Source organism: Streptomyces sp. NPDC003327, assembly GCF_053589515.1.
The window spans coordinates 19,744-40,305 of record NZ_JBSFSA010000047.1 but is presented as its reverse complement, the minus strand read 5'-3'; the positions used below and the strand labels follow the sequence as shown (position 1 = coordinate 40,305).

22 protein-coding genes and 1 pseudogene are annotated in these 20,562 nt (G+C 74.7%); 9 read left to right on the top strand and 14 right to left on the bottom strand.

Annotation, left to right across the window (positions count from 1 at the left end):
- Positions 1-67: 67 nt before the first annotated feature.
- Both ACWDVG_RS26970 and ACWDVG_RS26965 read right to left on the bottom strand, forming a co-directional pair.
- Positions 68-1,201 carry a DUF5954 family protein gene (locus ACWDVG_RS26970; RefSeq protein ID WP_451702751.1) on the bottom strand — a complete coding sequence of 378 codons (1,134 nt, stop codon included), beginning with the start codon at positions 1,199-1,201 and terminating at the stop codon, positions 68-70.
- Complete coding sequence (locus ACWDVG_RS26965; protein ID WP_451702749.1) at positions 1,198-1,545, bottom strand: hypothetical protein; 348 nt, start codon at positions 1,543-1,545, stop codon at positions 1,198-1,200. The genes ACWDVG_RS26970 and ACWDVG_RS26965 overlap by 4 nt, the downstream gene beginning before the upstream one ends.
- Before the next feature lie 198 nt (positions 1,546-1,743).
- Between ACWDVG_RS26965 and ACWDVG_RS26960 the strand changes: the two genes are divergently transcribed.
- Positions 1,744-2,412: a DUF2238 domain-containing protein gene (locus tag ACWDVG_RS26960; RefSeq protein ID WP_451702746.1), complete on the top strand. Its 669-nt coding sequence runs from the start codon at positions 1,744-1,746 to the stop codon at positions 2,410-2,412.
- A 97-nt stretch (positions 2,413-2,509) separates the two neighbouring features.
- Here ACWDVG_RS26960 and ACWDVG_RS26955 read toward each other — a convergent pair whose 3' ends face one another.
- On the bottom strand, positions 2,510-2,944 hold the full coding sequence (locus tag ACWDVG_RS26955) for a DUF6892 domain-containing protein (RefSeq protein WP_451702743.1): 435 nt from the start codon (positions 2,942-2,944) through the stop codon (positions 2,510-2,512).
- A 275-nt stretch (positions 2,945-3,219) separates the two neighbouring features.
- Between ACWDVG_RS26955 and ACWDVG_RS26950 the strand changes: the two genes are divergently transcribed.
- From ACWDVG_RS26950 to ACWDVG_RS26940, 3 genes are all read left to right on the top strand, one after another.
- Positions 3,220-4,119: a GNAT family N-acetyltransferase gene (locus tag ACWDVG_RS26950; RefSeq protein WP_451702741.1), complete on the top strand. Its 900-nt coding sequence runs from the start codon at positions 3,220-3,222 to the stop codon at positions 4,117-4,119.
- A gap of 41 nt (positions 4,120-4,160) precedes the next feature.
- Positions 4,161-4,499 carry a YkvA family protein gene (locus ACWDVG_RS26945; RefSeq protein WP_451702738.1) on the top strand — a complete coding sequence of 113 codons (339 nt, stop codon included), beginning with the start codon at positions 4,161-4,163 and terminating at the stop codon, positions 4,497-4,499.
- 106 nt (positions 4,500-4,605) lie between these two features.
- Positions 4,606-5,436: a DUF1206 domain-containing protein gene (locus ACWDVG_RS26940; RefSeq protein ID WP_451702737.1), complete on the top strand. Its 831-nt coding sequence runs from the start codon at positions 4,606-4,608 to the stop codon at positions 5,434-5,436.
- Positions 5,437-5,515: 79 nt separating this feature from the next.
- On the opposite strand, the gene ACWDVG_RS26935 is transcribed toward ACWDVG_RS26940, so the two are convergent.
- Entirely contained in the window at positions 5,516-5,896 is a 381-nt protein-coding gene (locus ACWDVG_RS26935; RefSeq protein ID WP_451702735.1) for a thiol-disulfide oxidoreductase DCC family protein, read from the bottom strand.
- 55 nt (positions 5,897-5,951) lie between these two features.
- Between ACWDVG_RS26935 and ACWDVG_RS26930 the strand changes: the two are divergent.
- Positions 5,952-6,260 (top strand): annotated as a pseudogene (locus tag ACWDVG_RS26930) (hypothetical protein); the annotation flags it as partial.
- A 180-nt stretch (positions 6,261-6,440) separates the two neighbouring features.
- On the opposite strand, the gene ACWDVG_RS26925 reads toward ACWDVG_RS26930, so the two are convergent.
- From ACWDVG_RS26925 to ACWDVG_RS26905, 5 genes are all read right to left on the bottom strand, one after another.
- Entirely contained in the window at positions 6,441-6,851 is a 411-nt protein-coding gene (locus tag ACWDVG_RS26925; RefSeq protein WP_451702778.1) for a hypothetical protein, read from the bottom strand.
- 83 nt (positions 6,852-6,934) lie between these two features.
- Positions 6,935-7,846: a hypothetical protein gene (locus tag ACWDVG_RS26920; RefSeq protein WP_451702732.1), complete on the bottom strand. Its 912-nt coding sequence runs from the start codon at positions 7,844-7,846 to the stop codon at positions 6,935-6,937.
- Positions 7,847-7,945: 99 nt separating this feature from the next.
- The gene (locus ACWDVG_RS26915) at positions 7,946-9,247 is read right to left on the bottom strand and encodes an MFS transporter (protein ID WP_451702730.1); all 1,302 of its coding nucleotides are present in this window, start codon (positions 9,245-9,247) and stop codon (positions 7,946-7,948) included.
- Positions 9,244-9,819: an ArsR/SmtB family transcription factor gene (locus tag ACWDVG_RS26910; RefSeq protein WP_451702729.1), complete on the bottom strand. Its 576-nt coding sequence runs from the start codon at positions 9,817-9,819 to the stop codon at positions 9,244-9,246. The genes ACWDVG_RS26915 and ACWDVG_RS26910 overlap by 4 nt, the downstream gene beginning before the upstream one ends.
- A 97-nt stretch (positions 9,820-9,916) precedes the next feature.
- Positions 9,917-11,083 carry an acetylhydrolase gene (locus tag ACWDVG_RS26905; protein ID WP_451702727.1) on the bottom strand — a complete coding sequence of 389 codons (1,167 nt, stop codon included), beginning with the start codon at positions 11,081-11,083 and terminating at the stop codon, positions 9,917-9,919.
- Positions 11,084-11,196: 113 nt separating this feature from the next.
- Here ACWDVG_RS26905 and ACWDVG_RS26900 point away from each other — a divergent pair, with 113 nt between their 5' ends.
- Positions 11,197-12,162 (top strand): ArsR/SmtB family transcription factor, encoded by a 966-nt coding sequence (locus ACWDVG_RS26900; protein ID WP_451702724.1) that lies wholly within the window; start codon positions 11,197-11,199, stop codon positions 12,160-12,162.
- A 153-nt stretch (positions 12,163-12,315) separates the two neighbouring features.
- Here the strand turns inward: ACWDVG_RS26900 and ACWDVG_RS26895 are convergent, their stop codons facing one another.
- Positions 12,316-12,693: a DoxX family protein gene (locus tag ACWDVG_RS26895; RefSeq protein WP_451702721.1), complete on the bottom strand. Its 378-nt coding sequence runs from the start codon at positions 12,691-12,693 to the stop codon at positions 12,316-12,318.
- Between the two features lie 90 nt (positions 12,694-12,783).
- Entirely contained in the window at positions 12,784-13,260 is a 477-nt protein-coding gene (locus tag ACWDVG_RS26890; RefSeq protein WP_451702720.1) for an ATP-binding protein, read from the bottom strand.
- A gap of 187 nt (positions 13,261-13,447) precedes the next feature.
- On the opposite strand from ACWDVG_RS26890, the gene ACWDVG_RS26885 reads away from it, so the two are divergent.
- Entirely contained in the window at positions 13,448-16,195 is a 2,748-nt protein-coding gene (locus ACWDVG_RS26885) for a LuxR C-terminal-related transcriptional regulator (protein WP_451702718.1), read from the top strand.
- Positions 16,196-16,407: 212 nt separating this feature from the next.
- Here ACWDVG_RS26885 and ACWDVG_RS26880 read toward each other — a convergent pair whose 3' ends face one another.
- Positions 16,408-16,881 carry a hypothetical protein gene (locus tag ACWDVG_RS26880; protein ID WP_451702717.1) on the bottom strand — a complete coding sequence of 158 codons (474 nt, stop codon included), beginning with the start codon at positions 16,879-16,881 and terminating at the stop codon, positions 16,408-16,410.
- Between the two features lie 155 nt (positions 16,882-17,036).
- Complete coding sequence (locus ACWDVG_RS26875; protein WP_451702714.1) at positions 17,037-17,561, bottom strand: VOC family protein; 525 nt, start codon at positions 17,559-17,561, stop codon at positions 17,037-17,039.
- A 123-nt stretch (positions 17,562-17,684) separates the two neighbouring features.
- On the opposite strand from ACWDVG_RS26875, the gene ACWDVG_RS26870 reads away from it, so the two are divergent.
- Positions 17,685-18,554, top strand: a complete 870-nt coding sequence (locus ACWDVG_RS26870) for an alpha/beta fold hydrolase (RefSeq protein WP_451702712.1) — start codon at positions 17,685-17,687, stop codon at positions 18,552-18,554.
- Positions 18,555-18,564: 10 nt separating this feature from the next.
- Here the strand turns inward: ACWDVG_RS26870 and ACWDVG_RS26865 are convergent, their stop codons facing one another.
- A complete protein-coding gene (locus tag ACWDVG_RS26865; protein ID WP_451702710.1) occupies positions 18,565-19,626 on the bottom strand; it encodes a WD40 repeat domain-containing protein in 1,062 nt (353 codons plus the stop codon).
- Between the two features lie 190 nt (positions 19,627-19,816).
- Here ACWDVG_RS26865 and ACWDVG_RS26860 point away from each other — a divergent pair, with 190 nt between their 5' ends.
- A complete protein-coding gene (locus ACWDVG_RS26860; protein ID WP_451702708.1) occupies positions 19,817-20,485 on the top strand; it encodes a DUF6000 family protein in 669 nt (222 codons plus the stop codon).
- Positions 20,486-20,562: the final 77 nt, after the last annotated feature.

Genomic DNA, 20,562 nt, shown 5'->3' with positions numbered 1-20,562 from the left:
CGCCCCCTGCCCAGACAGGCGACAGGCTGCGGCCGGGGCGACGGCTTCCCGCCGTCGGGGGGCCCGGTCAGGAGGCGGCTTCGTCCTCCGTGGTCTGTTCGAGTTCGTCCTCCGTGGACTCCTCGAAGTGGACGGTGCCGTGCTCGTCGAGGCGGGGGTGCATGGCCTGGGGCTCATGGGAGTTGATGTCGGACGGGCGCGGGCCTTCCGGTCCGTCGGGGCCCCAGCGCAGCAGGCGGCGGGCGCGGGCGATCCGCGAGACGGTGCCGTGGACCTCGACCTGGTTGAGGCGGCCGTCGCGGAGTTGCTGAGCGGCCTCGGCGTACACCGCCAGCTCGGTCACCGCGGGGCCGGTGTTCTCGGCGACGACGGTGTGGGCGTCGACGTCCGGCTCGGCGTCGTAGGGGATCAGGCCCCGCTGGCGCGGCTGCATCCACGTCAGGGCGAAGGTCAGGGTCCGGCGGGCGTCGTGGGCGGTGGCGTGCAGGCTGCTGCCCGGGGTCCAGGGTTCGGTCCCGGACCGCTCGACGATCAGGAACGCCGACGGCATGAACAGCACGTCGGGGTGGGTCTCCAGGGCTCGTGCGGAGTCGTGCAGCACGGCCGCGGGGAACCTGCTGCCGCTGTACGCCAGGGAGCGCAGGGACAGGCGCTCCGCCGCCTGGAGAGGGGTGAGGGGGGCCTCGGGGTCCAGGACGAGGCCGTCGTCGACCCGCGGGCTGCGGACGCCGGCACCCCGGCGCCAGTCGGGGGTGAGGGGTTCGGGGTCGGTGGGCCGCGGCGGTTCGATGTCGCCGTGCTCGTCGACGGCCGCGTACTCCTCGGCCCGCACCACGCGGTAGCGGGTGTCGAGCACCGTGAGCTCGTCGACGCACTCGTTCTCCAGCCGAGCGACCGCCGCCAGCAGCGCGCGCCGCTCCTCCGGGGTCTTCGCGTCGTCCTTCGCCCGGAACCAGAACAGGGAGTTCAGCCCGTCCCTGGCCTGCTGCGGACAGCCGTGGGTGACCTCCACGACCACCCGCCACCTCGGTCCGTCGTCCGCGCTCTGCGCGGCCACCCCGAACAGGGGACCGCGTACGACCAGGGCGCTGTAGCGTGCCGCGCAGTCGACGGCATCGGCCTCCACCGCGGCCTCCACCGGCTCCACCGGCACCCTCACCCGAACCGGCCACCCCAGGGGACCCGCATTCTCAGCACTCATGCGACCATCCTGGCGGCAGCGAGGCGCTCGTATCGTGGTTTCACCGGATCATTCACCGCCCCGGGGGAGCCACCCCGGGGGGAGCCGGTCGAGGCGACGAACCGGTCCTTCGGGATTCCCCGGCTGCCGGCCGGGAGGAACGTCAGGTGCACCTCCCGCCAGATGGCCACGTAGGCGTCGATGATCCGTTGTGCCTCCGGTGAGTCGTCGGCGTGGCCGAGGGAGGAGGCCACTCGACGGCCCATCTCCACGTGGTCGTCCTCGGTCAGCTCACCGTTGCCGTTCACGTCGAGCTGGTCGAACCCCAGCTCGATCTTCGCCGTCAGGAAGTCCTGGTCGGTCATCACCGCTCCTCGCGGATCCGTGTCGTGCGGCGACACCGTGGGACGCGGCCGGGAGCGCACCGGACAGCAGGGTGTGGAGCGCGCCGACAGCAGGGCGTGGATCCGCATCTGTGGCAGGGCAGTTGAGTACGCGCACTCATGCCGGGTCACCGCGGCGGCCCGGAGGATGAGCGCACACCCCGACACAAGGAGCCCGCGATGTCCGTCAGCCTCCCCGCACCGAGACCGTCGCAGGACGCGCGGCCGTCCGTCCGACGCCTGCCCGCCGTTCTCGCGTTCGCCGTCACCCTGGCGCTCGTGGTGTCGGCGTTCGGCACGGAGGACCGGACGACCTGGCTGCTGGAGACGGTCTGGGTGATTCTCGGCCTGCCGCTGGTGATCCTGCTGCGCAACCGGTTCCCGCTGAGCGGCCTGCTGTGCGTGCTGCTGGCCGCGCACGCGATGGTCCTGATCGTCGGCGGGCACTACACCTACGCGGAGGTGCCGGTGGGCGACTGGGTGCGGGACGGACTCGGTCTTGAGCGCAACCCGTACGACCGCTTCGGGCACCTGATGCAGGGCTTCGTCCCGGCGATCCTCGTACGCGAACTGCTCGTCCGCACCTCGCCGTTGCGGGGCAGCGGGTGGCTCGCCCCGCTCACCGTCTGCGCCTGCCTCGCCTTCAGTGCCGTCTTCGAGATGCTGGAATGGCTGGCGGCCGTCGTCGGCGGCCAGGCCGCCGACGCGTTCCTCGGCACGCAGGGGGACGTGTGGGACACGCAGTGGGACATGTTCTGCGCGCTCATCGGCGCCGTCTCGGCACTGCTCCTCCTCAGCCGCGTGCACACCCGCGCTGTGGCCCGCCTCCCCCTTCCCGCGCGGAGCTGACCCGCGGGGAGCTGACGGCGCGGGGCTGACGGCGCGGGGCGCCGCGCCACGGGCCGGAGTGCCGTCAACGAGTCGCCGCGACCAGCGCGTCGGGCCGTCAGTCGGTGTCGATGCCGTGGGCGGCGAAGACCTCGGCCGCGTCCGGCACCGCGAGCACGCCGTCCTCCACGAAGGTGACCTCCCGCAGGCGGGGCAGGAGGGCGAGGTCGTCGAGCGAGCGGACGTCGAAGAGGTCGTCCTCGCCGTCCCAGGCGGGGGCGCAGTGCCGGAAGACGTCGGCGCCCGCGTCGAAGCACAGCTCCTCGACGCGGGCGAGCAGCTCGGCCGGGATCTCCAGGGACTCGAAGTGGGCCCGGGACTCGGGCAGCACCTCCGCGTGGAGGCCGTTCTCCAGGACGTAGGACGCGGGGTCGCCGATCCCCCGCTCCGCCAGCAGCGCAGGCAGGTCGAAGACCGGGAGGAGCGGCTCGGGACCGTACATGAGCTCCTCGATGACGAGCAGCTTGAGGTTGAAGTCGCGGAACTGGGTCATGGGGCAGGAGTATCACGGAGGTACGACACGGGCGTCGGCCCGGCCCGGGGCAGGCCTGGCGCGGATCGCCGGGCCCCGCCTGCGAGGGGCGCGGAAATCCGTGGACGAACGCGCGGCAGGTCACGTACGGTGTGGGTCCCACGCCCTGAGATGACGGAAGGAGGCGAGTGCCGTGCAGTTCACGTCTTTCAAGCGCTCCCTCCCCCACCGTCCCGGCGCGGTTCGTCAGTTCTGACCGGGAGCGCTCCAAGCAGCCTGTATCCCGGAGGAAATCCATGACCGGTACGGTCATCCGTACGCTCTGCGCGAGCGACGCTCATCTCTTCGACGCACTCCTCGACCCGCTGGGCGCCCGTGCGGGCCATCGGCTCACCCGGTTCCGCCCCGAATGGAAGCGCGTCGCCCTGCGCGACGGCGAGGTCGTCGCACGCGGCGCCTGGTGGGGCGGCCCCGACGACTCGCAGCCCGTGAACATCAACTGGTTCGACGTGGCCGAGGGCGAGGAGGAGGCCGGCGCCGAACTCCTGCGCTCCGCCCCGTGGCAGGTCGAACTGGAGATCAACCTGCCCGGTGGGTGGCGGGAGGAGCCCGGCCCGCGCGCCGCCGCGGAGGCGCGGTTCGCCGCCGCGCGAGCCGCCGGGTACGAACTCCTGGTGGAACGCTTCCTGTACCGCTGGACCCCGGAGCGGGGTCTGCCCGAACGGCCCGGCCGCCTGCGTTTCGGCGCCGAACCCGACGACGCCGTGTTCTTCGACGCGTTGCGCCGCATCCACTCCGTGACCCTGGACGCCCACGCGCTCAGGGCCATCGAGGAGGGGGGCCTCGACCGGGCGGCCCAGGAGGAACTCGACTTCTTCCACTGGTGCCCCTCACCCCGGGAGTGGTGGCAGATCGCGCGCACACCGGAGGGCGACCTGGCCGGCATCCACATCCCGGCCCACAACCCCTCAGGGCCGACCGTCGGGTTCATCGGAGTGGTCCCCGAACAGCGCGGTCACGGTTACGCCTACGACCTCCTCGCGGAGTGCACCCATTTCCTCGTCGAGCGGGGCGCGGAGTTCATCGGCGGAGCGACGGACCGGGGCAACTTCCCGATGGCCGCGCACTTCGCCAAGGCCGGATTCCCGGTAGTCCGTGAACGCATCAACTTCCACCCGGCGGGCTCCCCGGCGTAGCGGCTCGGCGCGGACGGGGCGTTACGGGGTAGGAGAGGGGAATGGACAACACCCTCTGGCTCGTCGTGGCCGCGGTTCTCGTGCTCGCCGTGGCCGGCGCCGCGGCCGTACTGCTCGTCCGTGTGTTCCGTGCCCGCAAGGTGCTCATGGACGCCGGTGTCCCATTGAAGTCCAAGGCCTTGTTCTGGGCGGCGGTGGTCTACACGGTCTCTCCGGTCGACCTCCTGCCGGACCCGGTCTACCTGGACGACGTCGGCGTCCTGCTGGTCGCCCTGCGGGCGCTGCACACGGCGGCCGCGAGGAGCGGGGCACTGAGGAGCGGGGCACCGTCGAAGGCCTCGACCCGGGAGCCGGAACTCAGCAGCGAGAGGCGTCGCTGACGCCTGCCGAAGCGGGGCGGGGGTCCTCGGGCCCCCGCCTCCTGATTCGAGTCGTGAACTCGGGGCACCCGATGGATCCGGATCCGGACGAAGGGGAGGACCTGACATGACCACAGCCGGGTCGTCGTGGGCCGCCGCGAGGCGAGCGGCACGGGGGGACGTCGTACGCACGGGAGCCCGGGTGGGTTTCGCCGCGCGCGGTGTGCTGTACCTGCTCGTCGGTGTCCTGGCCGTACGCATAGGGCTGACGGGCACGAACGAGCAGGCCGACCGGGGCGGGGCCCTCACGGAGGTCGCCGCCACGCCGTTCGGCGCCGTCCTGCTGTGGGCGCTGGGCGTCGGGCTCGCCGGGATGGCGCTGTGGCGGCTCTCGGAGGCGCTGTTCGGCTCGGCGGGGCCGAAGGGCGACGGCGCGGGCAAGCGCGCCATGTCCGGCGCCCGGTTCGTCTTCTACGGAGTCTCGTCGTTCCTGGTCCTGGCCTTCGCGGCCGGTGACCGGGGCAGCGGTGCCGGTTCGACCGACCGGCAGAGCCAGGACATCACCGGGCGTCTCCTCGCTCTGCCGGGCGGCCAGTGGTGGGTGGGCGCCGCGGCCGCGGGGTTCCTCGGTGCGGGGCTGTGGATCGCGGTCCGGGCGGCCCGGCGCACGTACCGCAAGCACCTCACGTGGGGCCGGATGTCGAGGCACCAGCGGCGGTTCATGGACGTGACGGGCATCGCGGGAGGCGTGGGGCGCGGGCTCGTCTTCGGCGCGGTCGGCTACTTCGGTCTGAAGGCGGCGGTCGCCTTCGACCCGAAGGAGTCCAAGGGCATGGACGACGCCATACGTTCCTTCGCCCAGACACCCGCGGGGCCGTGGCTCCTGGTCGCGGTGGCCGTCGCCCTCGCCCTCTTCGGCGTGTTCTCCTTCGGCCAGGCCAAGTGGCGCGACGTCTGACGGTGCGGCAGTCGGCGGTCCCGGCCCCCGCTCCCCCGTCCGTCCCGGGGTGACGGCCGTTCGCGGCCCTCGGTTCGGCTCACCGGGGTCGCCGGGGGACGGCGCACGCCGGTGTGCCTCCCGGCAGTCGGTGGCGGTGGGCCGCGACGACGCGGTAGACGCGTGCCGCCGCCCACCGGACGCCGGGCAGCAGCAGTGTCGCGCCCAAGGGCGCCCAGGCTCCGCCCGCGCTCAGGAGGGCCTTCGCGACGGCCTCGGCTCCTCCCCGCACCGTTCCGTCCGGTGTCACCCACAGCACCTCGTACTGGGCGCGCTCCGCGGTGACGCCCAGGGCGTCGAGGTCCGCGAACTGCCACGGGACGATGTCGCAGCGGGGCCGCACCCGTCGTTCGGCGAAGTTCGCCGACGTCGTGCAGAAGCCGCAGTCTCCGTCGTAGACGAGTACAGGCCGGGAGCGCATACGTCCATCATGCGGGATCGCGACAGGTGGTCGTTCGTCTGCCAGGCTTGTACGGGTGACAGCTGACGCGCGGGGGCCCGCCCGCACCCCTGACGGGCGGTACGTGATCGTCGAGGGCAGGCGGTGGCGGGCCACGGACCCGGACGTGCCCGAGGAGGCCGCCGCTCGACTGCGCTCGCACCTCATGGCCGCGCGTCGCGCCGTGGCCGCGGCCCGGCGGGCCGACGACGCGGCGGCGGAACGCGCCGCCCGGGCACGGGTGCACACGGCGAAGGTCGCCCTCGGCGAACGCGGCACGCCGTGGTGGGACCAACAGGAGGCGGAGCGCCGCGCGCGCTGGAGCCAGGGCCTCGCGGTCCTCGACGAGGCCACCAAGGACACCGCGGGGACCGCGAGCACCGAGAGCACCGAGAGCACCGAGAGCACCGAGAGCACCGAGAGCACCGAGAGCACCGAGAGCACCGGCGGAGGGTGAGGCGCCGGTCCGGCCCCTCACGCCGCCCGGGCGCTCGGGTCACTCCCCCGGCCGAGCCGCCGGAGGACGTCAGACGGTGCTGATGTCGGCGAGGGTGTTCTGCAGTCGGCGGATCGCTTCCTCGGCCTCCGTGTACTGCTGGGAGGTCGGGCGTACGGCGCCGAAGGTGAGGCCGTTCTCGGCGGGCAGGGCGCGCCAGTGCAGGATGGGCGTGAGCGCGGTGGCGGCCGCGCCGAGGAACCAGGCCAGGCGTCCGTGGACGTGGGCGAGGGCGATGGCCAGATCGGCGAGCGCCTCCCGCAGGTGGGCCAGCCGGTCGACCGCGGACAGCGCCTGCTGGGCCTCCGGAGTGTTGACGGCGGCGCGCAGGTCCGCGGCGGCCTTCGCGGCGACGGTGCGATCCGCGGCGTCCGGGACCCACGTCTGCTCACGGATCTGCCGTTCGGCTTCCTCTACCAGGTCCTCGATGACCGTTCGCATGCCCACGCCGTCACTCTATGCGCGGGGGGAGGGTACGGACAGACCGGCCGGTGATCGCATCGGCGCGGTCGCCGGGCACTTCGTCATGATCGACCGGGGGCGTCCTGAACGCAGGTCAGTTTCGGTCCCGGCTGCATGCCGCCGGTGTACAGGGCTTGGCCCTCCGGCATCCAGTAGCCGAGCTTCGACACCACGGTGGAGCATGCGGAGCCCACGGAGACCCGGACCGTCACCCTTTCCGGGCGGCCGGGTTGGAGCGCGGTGAGGGCGCAGTCGAGCACGTGCGGAAGGCGGGTGGCCGCGGGGTACCGGCCGTCCAGGGGGTTGACACAGCGGGTGTCCGCGGTGGAGATCCGTACGCCTGAGCCCTCCTCGCCGATCAGTCCGAACCGCGCGCTGCCGTCGCCTTCCTCACCGTCCCGGCGGACGGTGTAGGTCAGCGTGGTCGTGGTGCCCGGGCTCAGGGTCGTGCGGTCCGCGGTGACCGCGTGGGAGGGCTTGGCCAGGGGTGCGGACAGCGTCAGGGCGGCGCTGACGGTGCCGTGGACGTCGATGCCCTCGGGCTCCGACCGGACGCGGACGGAAGCGGTGAGGTCGTAGCGCCCGGGGCCGGGGTGCTCGGCAGGGCCGGGCAGGGTTCCGGTGAGCGTGGTTCCGGCGTGCCGGGCCGTCCAGGTGCCGGTGCTCCGGCAGGCGTACGCGATGCGCGAACCGGCGCGCCCGCAGGAGGCGGGTGCCGAGAGGGTGAGCCGCAGGCCGCCGCTGTCCGCGCAGAGAGCGACGTCCGCGTACGCGCCGTCCGCGCCGCGCAGGGTCCCGGCGGGCGCGCAGAGCGTCGCCGGCTCACCGGCCCCCGGGGCCACCGGCGCTCCCGGGGGCGCCTGGGTCGGCGGGGCGGCCGGTGGCCGTCCGCAGGCGACGGCCAGCGTGAGCAGGGGCGGCACCACGGCGCCGGTCTGCAGTCTTCGCGGGGTGGTGGTCGGACGAGTCGGCACCGTGTCGCTCCCGGGCGGTCCTGACCGGCCCGTCGCCGGTCGTCACTGCTTCGAGGATGAGGTGACGCCGAGCTCGTCTTCCGGACGCCTCACCGATGGTCACCCGGGGGCACCAGCCCGGTCACCTGTCACCGGGTGCCGGGGACCGTCCGGTCCGGCGGCCGGGGCGGGCGGAGCCGCGGACCGCAGCGCCGCTTCGATGCGGCGGTTGCTGGTCATGGACGCCGTGACGGCCGTCATCGCGAGGAGGAGCCCCCCGGCGGCGTAGAGCGGGGTCCGGATGCCGTGGGTGGTGGCCAGCCAGCCGCCGAGGAAGGCCCCCACGGGCGCGGCGCACATGGCAAGCATGCGGGAGGTGGAGGCGACCCGGCCCATGAGCGGGGCGGGGACGATCGCCTGCCGGAGGGAGGGCGCGAGCACCATCGTGGCTCCCATGCCGGCCCCGCAGACGGCGAGCGCCGGCCCGGCCGCGTACGGGTTCGATGCCGAGGCCAGGCCGAGGACGGCGAGCCCCTCGACCGCGGCCGTGCAGGTCAGCGCGGTGCCCGTGCCGAGTCTCCGGCCGAGGAAGGAGGCGATGCCCGCGCCGAGGAGGCCGCCGGTGGCCTCCGCCGTGAGGAGCAGGCCGAAGCCGAAGGCGCCGATGCCGAGGTGCTCGTGCGCGAAGAGGGCGAGGACGGTCTCCACGGCGAGGAAGGCGACGTTCCCCACCGCCGGGCGAAGGGCAAGACCCAGCAGCAGCCGGTCCCGGAAGACGTACGAAGCTCCTGCCCGCGCCTGCCGCAGCAGCGGTTCGCGGGCCTCCGCGGCGGGCCGGGGCACGGCGGGCAGCGTACGTACGAGCAGGGCGCTGAGCAGGAACGACAGCGCGTCGGCGAGCAGCGGAACCGCCCGGCCGAGCGCGAGCAGGGCGCTGCCCGCGGGTGGCCCCGCGAACCCGGACATGGCGGTCTGGGCGCCGCGCAGGCGGGAGTTGGCGCGTTCGAGGAGTGCCGGGTCGCGGCCGACCAGGTCCGGAAGGTAGGCAGTGGCGGCCGTGTCGAAGAAGAGTCCGCCGAGGCCGAGGAGGAAGGCGACGGCCGCGAGCAGCGGAATGCTGAGGAGGTCGAGCACGGCCGCCGCCGCGGGTATCGCGAGCAGCGCCCCGCGGGCCGCGTCCGTGACCCACATCGTGCGCCGACGGTCCCAGCGGTCCACGAGCGCGCCCCCGAGGACCCCGAAGAGCAGCCACGGGAGCGTGCCTGCGGCGGTGACGACGGCGAGCGCCATCGGATCCCGTGTCAGGGTCAGCGCGAGGAGCGGCAGCGCGGCGTGCGAGACCCCGTCACCGAGTGAGGAGATCGTCTGCGCGGTCCACAGCCGCCCGAACCCGGCGGGCAGTTTCCGTACGTCGGTCGTCACGTGGCCTCCCCTCCGGCCTGTCCACCGGCCTGCCCACCGGCCTGCCCGCCTGCCTGTCCACCGGATGCCGGGTGGAACAGCGCGAAGACGAGCGACGCGTCCGGCAGCGACGGGTCGGACAGCTCCCGGTACTCGTCCGCCAGGGCCTCCAGTCGCGCCCCCAGCTCCGCGAACTGGTCGTCGGTGAGCCGCAGATGCGCCATGCGTACGTACCGGTCCCCGTCTTTCGGCGCCGCCTCCAGGTCGGCCACCGCGTGCCGCATCAGCACGTCCGGCCCTCCCCTGCCCGGATCCGGCAGCTCGATCGACCGCGCGGCCATGGCGTAGTACCGCTCGGTGACCCCCCGGACCTTCCGCGTCCGTACGACCTTGACCAGGCCGACCCGTTCCAGGAGCCGTACGTGGTAGCTGGAGCTGCCCTTCGCGAGGCCGACGCGGTCGGCGATCTGCGTGATCGTCGCGTGCTCGTGGCGGAGCACGGCCATGATCCGGTGACGCGTGAGGTTGGAGACGGCGCGGAGTTGTTCGTCGGTGGTGACGTGGAAGGTCTCGGGGAGGTCGTCGGTAGGCATGCGAGCAATGGTCAACGCTTCTTGACCATTGAGCAAGTGGTTTCCCGCGGGGCCGGATGTCCTTGCGGTCGGCGGCCGTTGGGGTCCCGTCCCCCGGCTACCGGGGCCTGGGTCGCGGCCGAGGCCGGGACCCGGCGGGGCGGAGCGCGACGGCGAAGAAGGCGCGCAGTTCTCGGCGGACGGTCGCGAAGGCCGCCGCGGCGTCACCGGGACCGACGAGCCCGTCCCGTACGCCGTCCGTGACGAGCCCGGCCCGGTGCAGCCGGGGCACGACGGCGGCGTGGTCGGTGAAGACCCAGTGGTTCGCGGCACGCAGGGTGCGGCGCCGGGCCCGCAGGCCCGCCCATGAGCGCTGGATCCGCTCGGCGCCCTCGAAGCCGTCGGTGCGCAGGAGGAGCAGCGGTGCGCCGCCCGGCCAGGGCTCGACGTCGAGGTAGCCCTCGAGGTCGGCGACCGCCCGGATCCGCGGGTCACGGGCAGCGAGCAGGGCGGCGGCGGTCCCGCCCGCGGAGTGCCCGTAGATCCCGGCGCCGTACGGGTCGAGCGGGGGCACGTCGAGGACAGGCGTGTACGGGTCGAGCGGGGGTGGGTACGGGAGGTCGCCGAGCCGGTCGAGGACGAGTCGGAGGTCGGCGACGCGGGTGTCGAGCATGGTGCGGAAGGCCGCCGGGTCCGGCGGTCCGTACAGGACGGTCTCCCGGACCGTGCCGTCGGCCAGTTCGACCTGGCTCGCCTCGCCGGGGTGGTCGACGAGGACGACGACCGTGCCGTGGCTGGCCAGGTCCTCGGCGAGGCCGTTACCGAGGGTGCGGGCGTCGCCGCCGCCGGGGGTGTACAGCACGACCGCCCGGCGGCCCGGCAGCGGTGGGGCGCCGGGGTGCGCGTGGGTGAGCGTCCCGGCCCAGTCGACGCCGGCTGCGGGCAGCCCCCGGACCGGGTGGGCGAGCTGTGCGAAGACGCGTGCCTCGGCCGGGGTGAGCTGCGGGGCGCGGGGCAGCCCGATGACGGTCCGGGCCGGGTACACGACGCTGACGACGACCTGCCGGGCCCCGAGGGCGGGGTCCCAGGGGTCGGTGCGGGACGGATCGGTGAGGGTGTGCCGGACGGTGCCGACGGGGTGGGGGCCGGTCGGCGCGGGGAGGACGGGCACGAGGCCGGCGGCGGCGCGTGCCGGAGAGCCGGGACCGGTGGCGGCGACGGGGGCGGTGGAGGTGAGGCCGAGCAGCGCGGCCTTGGCGAGGGTGCGGCGGGAGATGCTGGTCATGGCAGGCATGCTGGAGCCCGGCGGACGCGCCGGGCGAGCCTTTCGGCGGTGTCCGAAAGGCTTGCGCGGGCCGCCGCGGACAGGGGTGAGGGCACCGGGCGAAAGGCGGGGGCGTGCTGCGGATCCACTTCACGGCGGAGGACTGGACACGGTTGCGGTGCGCGCCGCGCCCCTCGCCCGTGCCCGAGCTGCACGCGGCACTGCTGATGCTGGGCGCCCCGCACGACGGGTTGCTCTTCGGGCGGTGGCGGGCGCGGACGGCGCGGGCGCTGCCGGCCGCTGCGGCGCCGCTGGCCGACCTGGTGCCGGGTGGCTCGCCCCCCTCGTTCCTCGACGTGCTGGGCGAGAGCAGGCAGGAGGGTTTCGACACGATCCGGGCGGCGGCGCCGGAGCTCGTACGGTCGGAGCTGGAGCGGGTGTACGCGGGGCGGGGCCCGGCGCCGGCGTGGATCAGGTCCCTGCACGCGGGCGGCGCGGAGGGCTGGGGCACGCTCGCGCGGGCCCAGCGAGCGGCGTACGGGACGGTGCTGGCGCCGGTGTGGGGGCGGGTGGAGGACCTGCACCGGGCGGAGTTCGCCCGGCACGCGGTCACGCTCGCGGAAGACGGCCCGAAGGCCGCGCTGACGGCCCTGGCGCCCGGCTCGCGGCTGCGGGGCGGCATCTGGGAGTGGCCCTCCGGTGAGTGGCCCTCCGCTTCCGGGGAGATACGGCTCGGAGGCCGCGGTCTTGTGCTGCTGCCGACCTTCCACTGGCGCGGCGCGCCCCTCGTGCAGGACGTACCGGACCGGCCGGTGGTCCTCGCCTACCCGGCGGGCCCCGCACTGCCTCCCGCACCGGATGAGCCGGACGACCGGGAGCAGGCCCTCGCCGCGGTCCTCGGCAGCACACGGGCCGCCCTCCTGCACGCCCTGCCGGTGCCGCGCACCACCGGCGAACTGGCCGCGGTGCTGGGCGTCTCACCGGCCACGGTCTCCGCCCACACCACGGCCCTGCGCACCGCCGGCCTCCTGACGACGACCCGCACGGGCCGCTCGGTCCACCACGCGCGGACCCCGCTCACGAACCTGCTGCTGCGCTGACGCGCGGTGTCCTCCCGGGCGTCAGCGGACGGACGGGCCGGGGCGTGACGTCGGCGGCCGCTGCGGTCGTTGGAGTCCGGTTGACGGGGGCGGCTGGATGGGAGAGATTCGGCCGTCCCGCCGGGGCGCGTCGCTGCCCCGGTCCGGGGGCTTTCAGTTGCCGGAGTGGGCCCCTCGGACCCGCAGGGCCCACAGGACGAGGGGCACCTGGAGGGGCAGTCGGGCCGCTGCCGCCGCGCGGAGGGGGGCGGGGCGGTGGCGCCAGTCGTAGGCCATCTTCACGTTCGCCGGGAACACCGCGGTGAACAGGCCCGCCGCGGCCAGCGCGCCCGCGCGCCGCGTGCGCGGTGCGGCGATCGCCACGCCGACGGCGATCTCCGCCACGCCGCTCAGGTGGGTCCACGTGCGGGGCGAGCCGGGCAGGCTCCGCGGCACGATGGCGTCGAACTGCCGGGGGACGGCGAAGTGCGCGACGCCCGCGCCGATCAGCAGGCCGCTGAGCAGCCGGGCGGAGGTCGCGGAAGCGGGCATGTCTCGTCCTCGTCGCTGGGCGGTGCCCCGCGGGGCAGTGAAGTTACCCAAGAGTACGGCTCGGGTGCGGACGAGGGAACCCGCGCTCGCTCACAAGGCGATCACGGCCCGCACGACCGTGCCCTCGGCGGAGCATCGCACCGTCCTGTCCACGCAGTACGCGTCGACGAGAGCGAGCCCGCGGCCGAAGTCCGCGCCCATGTCCACCGGCTCGCAGCGCGGTGCCGGGCGCTCGCGCCAGCGTCCCCGGTCACGTACGCCCACGGTCAACGCGGTGCCGTCGCACTCCAGCATCACGGCGACGTCGGGGCTGCCGCTGTGCAGGACCGCGTTGGTCGCGAGTTCGCTGACGACCACCGCGAGTGCCTCGTCCACCGCCGCGGACAGCCGATGGCTCCTGGCCACCGCGCGCGCGAGCCCGCGCAGACGAGGCACGGCCCTCGGGCAGGCCGGGACGACTGCCGCGGCCAGGATCTGCCGGCTGCCGGACTCCGCCACGGGCCTCCGTTCGTCCCGCGACGTTCCGGCCGCGGCGAGAAGCACCCCGGCAGGGGTGGAATGGGTCATGTCTCTCACGCCGGACTCCTGCCTGCGCTGCCGACACGGTCGGCGGCCGGCTCCGGGGGGCCCACCGTGGGCCTGGGAGCCTTACCCGCTCCACGGTGCCCACCGACCGCACCGCGCGGCAATCAGGGCAGACTGAGTACGGATACGCAATCAACCGGGGGACGCTCCTGGGAACGGAAGACGAGCCATGTCGGACACCGCCCGAGCAGCGGACGCGGCGCAGAAGGCAGCAGACGCAGCAGACGCCGCGGAGGCCGCGCTGCTGCGCAGGCTCGGCGCCGCCCTCGCCCCGGAAGGGCCCGGACGGCCCGTCCTGCTGCTGGTCGAGGGCGCCGCCGGTACCGGGAAGACGCGGCTGCTCGACCGGCTCACGTCGGCGCTCGCCGAGACCGCACGTCGCAGTGTCCCCGACGGGCCGCCGCCCGACCAGGGACCGCTGCTGCTCGTGATCGAGGACGTGCATCGCGCGACCGCCGGAGAGGTGGCGGGGCTCCTCGCCCTCCTGGCGCGCCCGCCCGCGCACCTGGCCTGTGTGCTGAGCTACCGCCCCGAGGAGCTGAGCACCCCCGGCCTGGTCCTCGGGCCCGACACGGAGTTCTCGGCCGCTCTCGGCGTCGTACGCCATGTCCTCGAGCCGCTCGACGTCGCCTCCGTCCATCGGACGGCCGTCGCCGCACTCGGCCAGGACCGGTGCCCGCCCGGTCTGGCCGCTGCCCTGCACCGGGCCTCCGGGGGCGTCGCCCAGACCGTCGCCGACCTGCTCGACGGGCTCGCGATGACGCTCGCCGAGCCCGACACGCCGCCCGTCGCTCACGTTCACGCTCCCGCTCCCGCTCCCGCCGACGCTCACGCCCGGGCCGTCGGCGCCCTCGGGATCCCGCCCCGGCTCGACGCCCTGATGCTCCGGCGCACGGCCCGCGTGCCCGAGGCGCACCGCGGGATCGTGTTCGCCGCCGCCGTCCTCGACGAGCCCGCCACGTCACGGGAGCTCGGGACCGTGGCCGGACTCACCGGGCAGGACGCCGACGACGCCGTCGCGGCGGCGGTGCGGGCCGCCGTCCTCGACGAGCGGGGCGACGGCCGGTACGGCTTCGCGTCACCGCTCGCCGCCGCCGCCGTGCGCCGCTCGGCGGGCGGGCCCCGGCGCGACCTGCTGCACCGCAGGGCGGCGCGCCTGCTGGCCCGGCGCCAGCCCGTGCCCTGGGAGGGGGTGGCCGGCCATCGCCGGGCCTGCGGGGACGACCGGGAGTGGCTGCACGCCGTCGAACGCGCCGCCCAGTCCTTCGAGGAGTCCGGGCAGCAGCGGCGCGCCGTGGCCCTGCTGGAGTCCACGCTCGCGACCGGCCGGGTGCCCGAGCAGGCCCGCGCCCGGCTCGTCCTCGTCCTCGCCCGCTGCGCGGTGGTCGGTCTGCGCTCCGACCAGACGGTGGAGGTGCTCCGGAACATCGTGGCCGACCGCGACCTGCCCCCCGCCGTCCGCGGCGAGATCCGGCTGGACCTCGGCCTCCTGCAGTGCAACCAGATGGGGCAGGTCGTCGAGGGCCGGGCCGAACTCACTCGTGCGGTCGACGACCTGGCCGACCGGCCGGTGCCGCGCGCCCGGGCGATGTCGGCGCTCGCGATGCCGTACGGGCCGGACGCCTCGTTCGCCGAGAACGCCGCCTGGATCGAGCGGGCGGTGGAGGTCGCCGAGGAGTCCGGCGACCCGGTGGTGCAGGCCGCCGTCACCGCCAACCGGGTGAGCGTCCTCCTCAACAACGGCGACCCCGCCGCCTGGTCCCTCATCGACCGGCTGCCCCGCGACAGCGACCTCATCGGCTGCCGCCAGCACGCGGCGCGGGGGCTGTGCAACGCGGCCGACGCCGCCGTGTGGCTCGGCCACTACGAGAAGTCGCGCGCGCTGATCTCGGAGGGGGTGGCGCTGGCGGCGCGCAACGGCGCCGCCTATGCCGAGCAGACCGGGCGCGGCTGCACCCTCGTCCTCGACTGGGCGACCGGCCGCTGGGCCGGACTCGCCGACCGCGGCCGCGCCTTCGCCGAGGAGGCGGGCACCATGCCCTACCTCGTCGCCGACGCCCGGATGGTCCTCGGGCTGCTCGCTCTCTCGCGCGGTGAATGGGCGGACGCCGTCGACTGGCTCACCGGGCCCGGCGCGGTCCACCTCGACAGGGGACCCGTACCGATCTCCGCGGCCGTCTCCGGTGCCCTCGTCAGGCTCGCCCTGGCTCAGGACGACATCACCGGCGCCGCCGCCGAAGCCGCCGCGGCGTGGCAGAGGCTGCGCGTCAAGGGCATCTGGGCCTGGGGCGCCGAACTCGCGCCCTGGGCGGTGGAGGCGATGCTGCGCGCCGGGGACGCTCACTCCGCCCGCGCGGTGGCCGACGAGTTCGCGGCGGGCCTGGAGGGTCGTGACGCACCCTCGGCGGAGGCCGCACTCGCGTGGACCCGCGGGCTGCTCGCGGAGCACGCGGGTCGTACGGCGGAGGCCACCGCGTCGTACGAAGAGAGCGCCGCCGCGTACCGCGCGCTGCCCCGGCCGTACCACGCGGCCCTCACCGCCGCGGCCGCCGCCCGCTGCGCCCTGAACCTCGGCGAGGACATCGGCCCGGCCGTCGCCGCGCTCACCGACTGCGCCGCGGCCTTCGACGCGCTCGGCGCGGTCTGGGACGCCGCCCGCACCCGCGCCGACCTGCGGGGCCACCGGCCGGCCGCGGAGCGGCGGGCTCCGGGGCGGCCGGGCTACGGCGACGTGCTCTCGCCGCGGGAGGCCGAGGTCGCCGAACTCGCCGCCGCCGGCATGTCCAACCGGGAGATAGCCGCCACGCTGCACCTGTCCCCGCGCACCGTCGAACAGCACGTCGCGCGGGCGCTCCAGAAGACGGGCGCGCCCTCCCGCAAGAGGCTCGGGCAGGTGCTCGGGCGGGCGGCGGATTGATTGCGTATCCGTGGATGTCCGTGTCCGGATAGGCCGGGGCGTGCTCTTCGCGCCAAGATCGTCCCGGGGCGGCGCCGCATTCACACCCCGTGCGGCGCCGTCAACGGGCCACCGGCCGACCGCTGCGGCCCCCGTGTCGGACGTGCGTCCCGGCCACCCGGATCAGGGCGGCCGGGACGCACGCGTACGGGCTGGAGTGGGGGTCCCGGTCCCTAGGCTCCGTCCACGCCCCAGCGCCAGAGGAGTTCGCCGCCCTCCGGGACGGCGGCCCAGCGGAGGGCCGCGGCGTCCAGGGGCGGGATCGTGCGGGCCAGGGCCTCCGCGTCCAGGGGTGGCCTGCCGACGCCGCGGCCCTCCGTGGGGAGGCCTCTCCACGCGCGGTAGGCCCAGTTCACGGAGAGCTCGGCGGCCATCACGGCGTCGCCGCCGCGGCGCAGCACCCGCATCCCGGACCGGCGGTGCCGGCCCGGTGTGACGAGCTCGAACCCCTCGAAGGTGGCGCCGCGCGCCATCGCCCCCCAGAAGCCGTCGTCGATGCCGAGGGCGGTCTCCACGACGGCGTGGACCAGGTCGTGCGGCACGGTCGGGCCGACGGGCTGGGCGGGCAGCCTGACGTCCGGACCCTTGCGGGCCCGGACCAGGATCTCGTGCTGATTGTCCGGCAGCTTCCGGAAGACCATCTCCATCAGGGGTGACAGTAAGCCCGGGACCGGCCGCCGCCGACTGATTTTCCGCCCGCCGAGGCGGGGGCGGGAGGAAGGCCGCCCGGCGGGCGGTGGTCACGGCTCTGCACTCGGGAGTCGTCGGCGCCGCGCCGGCCGCCCTTCCGGCGCCCGACCGCTCAGTCGGCTGGGCGCAGCGGGGCGCTCGCCACGCCCGCCGCGCGGCCGCTCAGCGCGGCATCGAGCGTCTCCTGGGCCGTGCGCATCGCCTCGGCGTACTTCGGCTCGGACATACGGTCCCAGGCCCGGTCCGGTGCGACGTCCTCGACCCGGCTCACCACCCACCAGATGTTGCCGAACGGGTCCCGCACGCGGCCGCCGCGATCGCCCCAGGCGCTGTCGGCGACCTCGGTGACGACCTGTGCCCCGTGAGCGACGGCAGCGGCCACGGCGGCGTCCGCGTCCGGGACGTAGACCCGGAGCAGCGAGGGCATCACCGGCCAGTCGGGGCGTCGGTCGAAGGCCAGCACCACCGTGTCCCCGACGCGGATCTCGCCGTGGCCGACGGTGCCGTCCTCGACCCGTACGCGTGCGAGTTCCTCGCCGCCGAACGCCGCGGCGACGAAGTCGAGCAGCGCACCGGTGTCGTCGGTGACCACCCACGGTGCGACGCTCGTGCAACCCTCGGGTGCCGTGTGCTTCATCGGTCTCGTCCTCTCGTCCGGTCCCTCACGATGTGACGACCGTAGGACTCAAGTAGGACGGTGCCGGTCCTAGATCCGGGACCGCTTCGATGAGTTTTCGTGGCGGGACCGGTCTGTACGGGTATGGAAACGCACACACTCGAGACACCCGGCGCCGACCTCGTCTATGACGTGCGGGGGCCGCTGCCGACCACGGACGGACGCCCTCCGCTGTTCATGATCGGGCAGCCCATGGACGCCACCGGCTTCGCCGCGCTCGCCGCGCGCTTCCCGGACCGGACCGTCGTCACGTACGACCCGCGGGGCCTCGGTCGCAGCGTGCGGAAGGACGGGCGGGACGATCACACGCCGCAGACACAGGCCGACGACGTGCACGCCGTCATCGAGGCCGTCGGGGCCGGGCCGGTGGAGATGTTCGCGAGCAGCGGCGGCGCGATCACCGCACTCGCGCTCGTGGCGCGGTACCCCACCGACGTGGTCACCCTGGTCGCGCACGAGCCGCCCCTCATCACGCTCACCCCGGACGGCCCGGCGGCCGTGCGGGCGCGGGCCGGAGTCCGGGAGGCGTACGAGAGGCGCGGACGGGGCGCCGGGATGGCCGCGTTCGTGGCCATGACCTCGTGGGAGGGCGAGTTCACCGACGCGTACTTCGCACAGCCGGAGGCCGACCCCGCCGCGTTCGGCATGCCCACGGAGGACGACGGCTCGCGTGACGATCCGCTGCTGTCCGACCTGTCGTGGGCGGTGAGCGGCTACCGGCCGGACGAGGACGCGCTCGCCGCCGCACCGACTCGTGTCGTCATCGCCGTGGGTGAGGAGTCCGCGAATTTGCAAACGGGCCGCACCTCCGTCGCGACGGCCGAACTACTCGGGCAGCGGGTGACCGTCTTCCCGAGCCACCACGCCGGTTTCTGCGACGGGGAGTTCGGATACCCGGGGAAGCCGGACGAGTTCGCCCACCGGCTGCGCGAGGTCCTGGACGGTGCCCCGTAGCCCCTTCCCCCTAGGGTGAGGGCGCGGCGGCGCCGCCGGCCGTGGGGGCGAGGACCACGACGTCTCCGCCGACTCCCACCATCAGCCGCCCGTCGGGCGCCATGGCCACGGCGGTCACCTCCGAAGGGAACCGCAGGTCGGGGCCGACCTGGTGCTGGGCGGCCATGTTCCACACCCGGACCGTCCGGTCGTCACCGGCGGTGACGACGAGGGGGTGGTCGTCCACCACCGCCGAGGCGAGGGACCACACCGGACCGTGGTGGGCGGGCGGCGTCGCACGCTCCGGCAGCTCCGAGCGCGCGACGACGTCCCAGGAGCGGACCTGCCCGTCCCAGCTTCCCGTGACGGCGACCGGCCGCCCGTCGACGACGGTGGTGGTCAGCGAGATCCGTTGGTCGTCGCCTCCCGTACGAGGGGCGATCTGCCCGTCGTACCGGCGCGCGGCCAGGTCCCAGGCGAGGACGGCGCTGTCGTCGTGCAGGGTGATGCCGTAGGGGCGGTCGCCCACCACGGCCGTCGCCACGGCCACCACGGCACCGACGCGACCGGAGGACCCGTCGCTCGCGAGTTCGGCGACGACCTCTCCCCGGACCGGGTCCCACAGCAGCAGCCGGGGAGCACTCTGCCTGCCGACGAGGACCACCGGCCTGCCCCGCACGACAGCCGTCGCCGCCGCCCACGCGCCTCCGGCGAGAGCCGCCACGGGACGACCGTCGGACAGGTCCCACGACTGAACGCGTGCTGAAGCGTCGGCGATGACGACGACGGGGCGACCGCGCGTCGCCCCGGTCACGGCCACCGCCCAGACCGAGCCGTGGCCCGGCAGGGGGCCGCCGATCCGCGCGCCGGTCGCGAGGTCCCAGACCAGCGCGATGTCGTCGTCGGCCCCGGTGACGGCCACCGTGCGGCCGCCGACGACGGCGATGGCGGCCGACTGCAGCACGTCGGCGTGGCCGACCGCCCCGACGGTGGCGCCGGCGAGGCCACCCGTGGCCCACCGCGCGCACCATTCCGCGCCGGGGCCCACAGCCGCCGCACCGCGGGAACCGCCCTCATGAACGTGGTCAGACATGGTGGGGACCCTAACCCTCGGTTCCTCGCACGAGAACGGGGATTCCCGCGCCCGACCGCGGCACCGGGGCTCGGGCGTTTTGGAAGAGACGGGCACGACGACGTCACCGCCCGGTCGTAGCGACCGGCGCTCCTTGCGGATCGGGCCGAAACCCGTGGCGGCCGGGTTCTCGCCCGGCCATGATGCCCCCATGCGCGACGCCCGCACCGACCCGGAACTGCAACAACTGATACGGCGGTTCGTCGCGCCCGATCGGCGGTACCTGCGGCTGGGGGGCAGCTGCCTGCGCATGAGCGGGGCCGAACGCGAGCTGTTCATGCGCGGGTTGGTGGAGTCGGCCCGGGAGATCACTCCTGCCGAGCTCGGCATCCTCCTCGAAGGCGGTTGGCGGGAGCGCAAGACAGCCTGCTGGCTGATCGCCGTCGCGAGGAGGACCGAGTTCCGCGGCCGCCTCGGTGAACTCCTGATGGGCAGCCCCGGCCCCTACGGCGGGTCCGCCGGTCTCGCGCTCGCCACCTTCGCCACCGAGGCGGACGCCGATCTGCTGTGCGCGTACCTGGATCGCTGTCTGTCCCAGCCGGACGTCCCCTACGACCAGGGCTTCGCCGTCAGCACACTGCTCCATCTGGATGCCGTCCTCGGGACGGAGCGGGCGGCCCCCTACCTGGCCGACGGTGGCCTGTGGCGGCAGTGGATCGCCTTCGCGCCCAACCGGGCACGAGACCCGAGGGAATACCAGCAGGTGGTGGCACGGCTCTGCTCCTTCGCGGGCGAGTGCGCCGAACTCCTCGCCGCGGGAGACCAGATGTGGGCGGACCACGAGTGCCCCGAGCCGCACGGTGCCCGGACGCCGCCGTAGGACGACAGCCGACGCGAGGGGGCTTCCTCGGGCCCGTACGAATTCACCGCCCGTGTCGGGAACCTTTTTCGGACAGT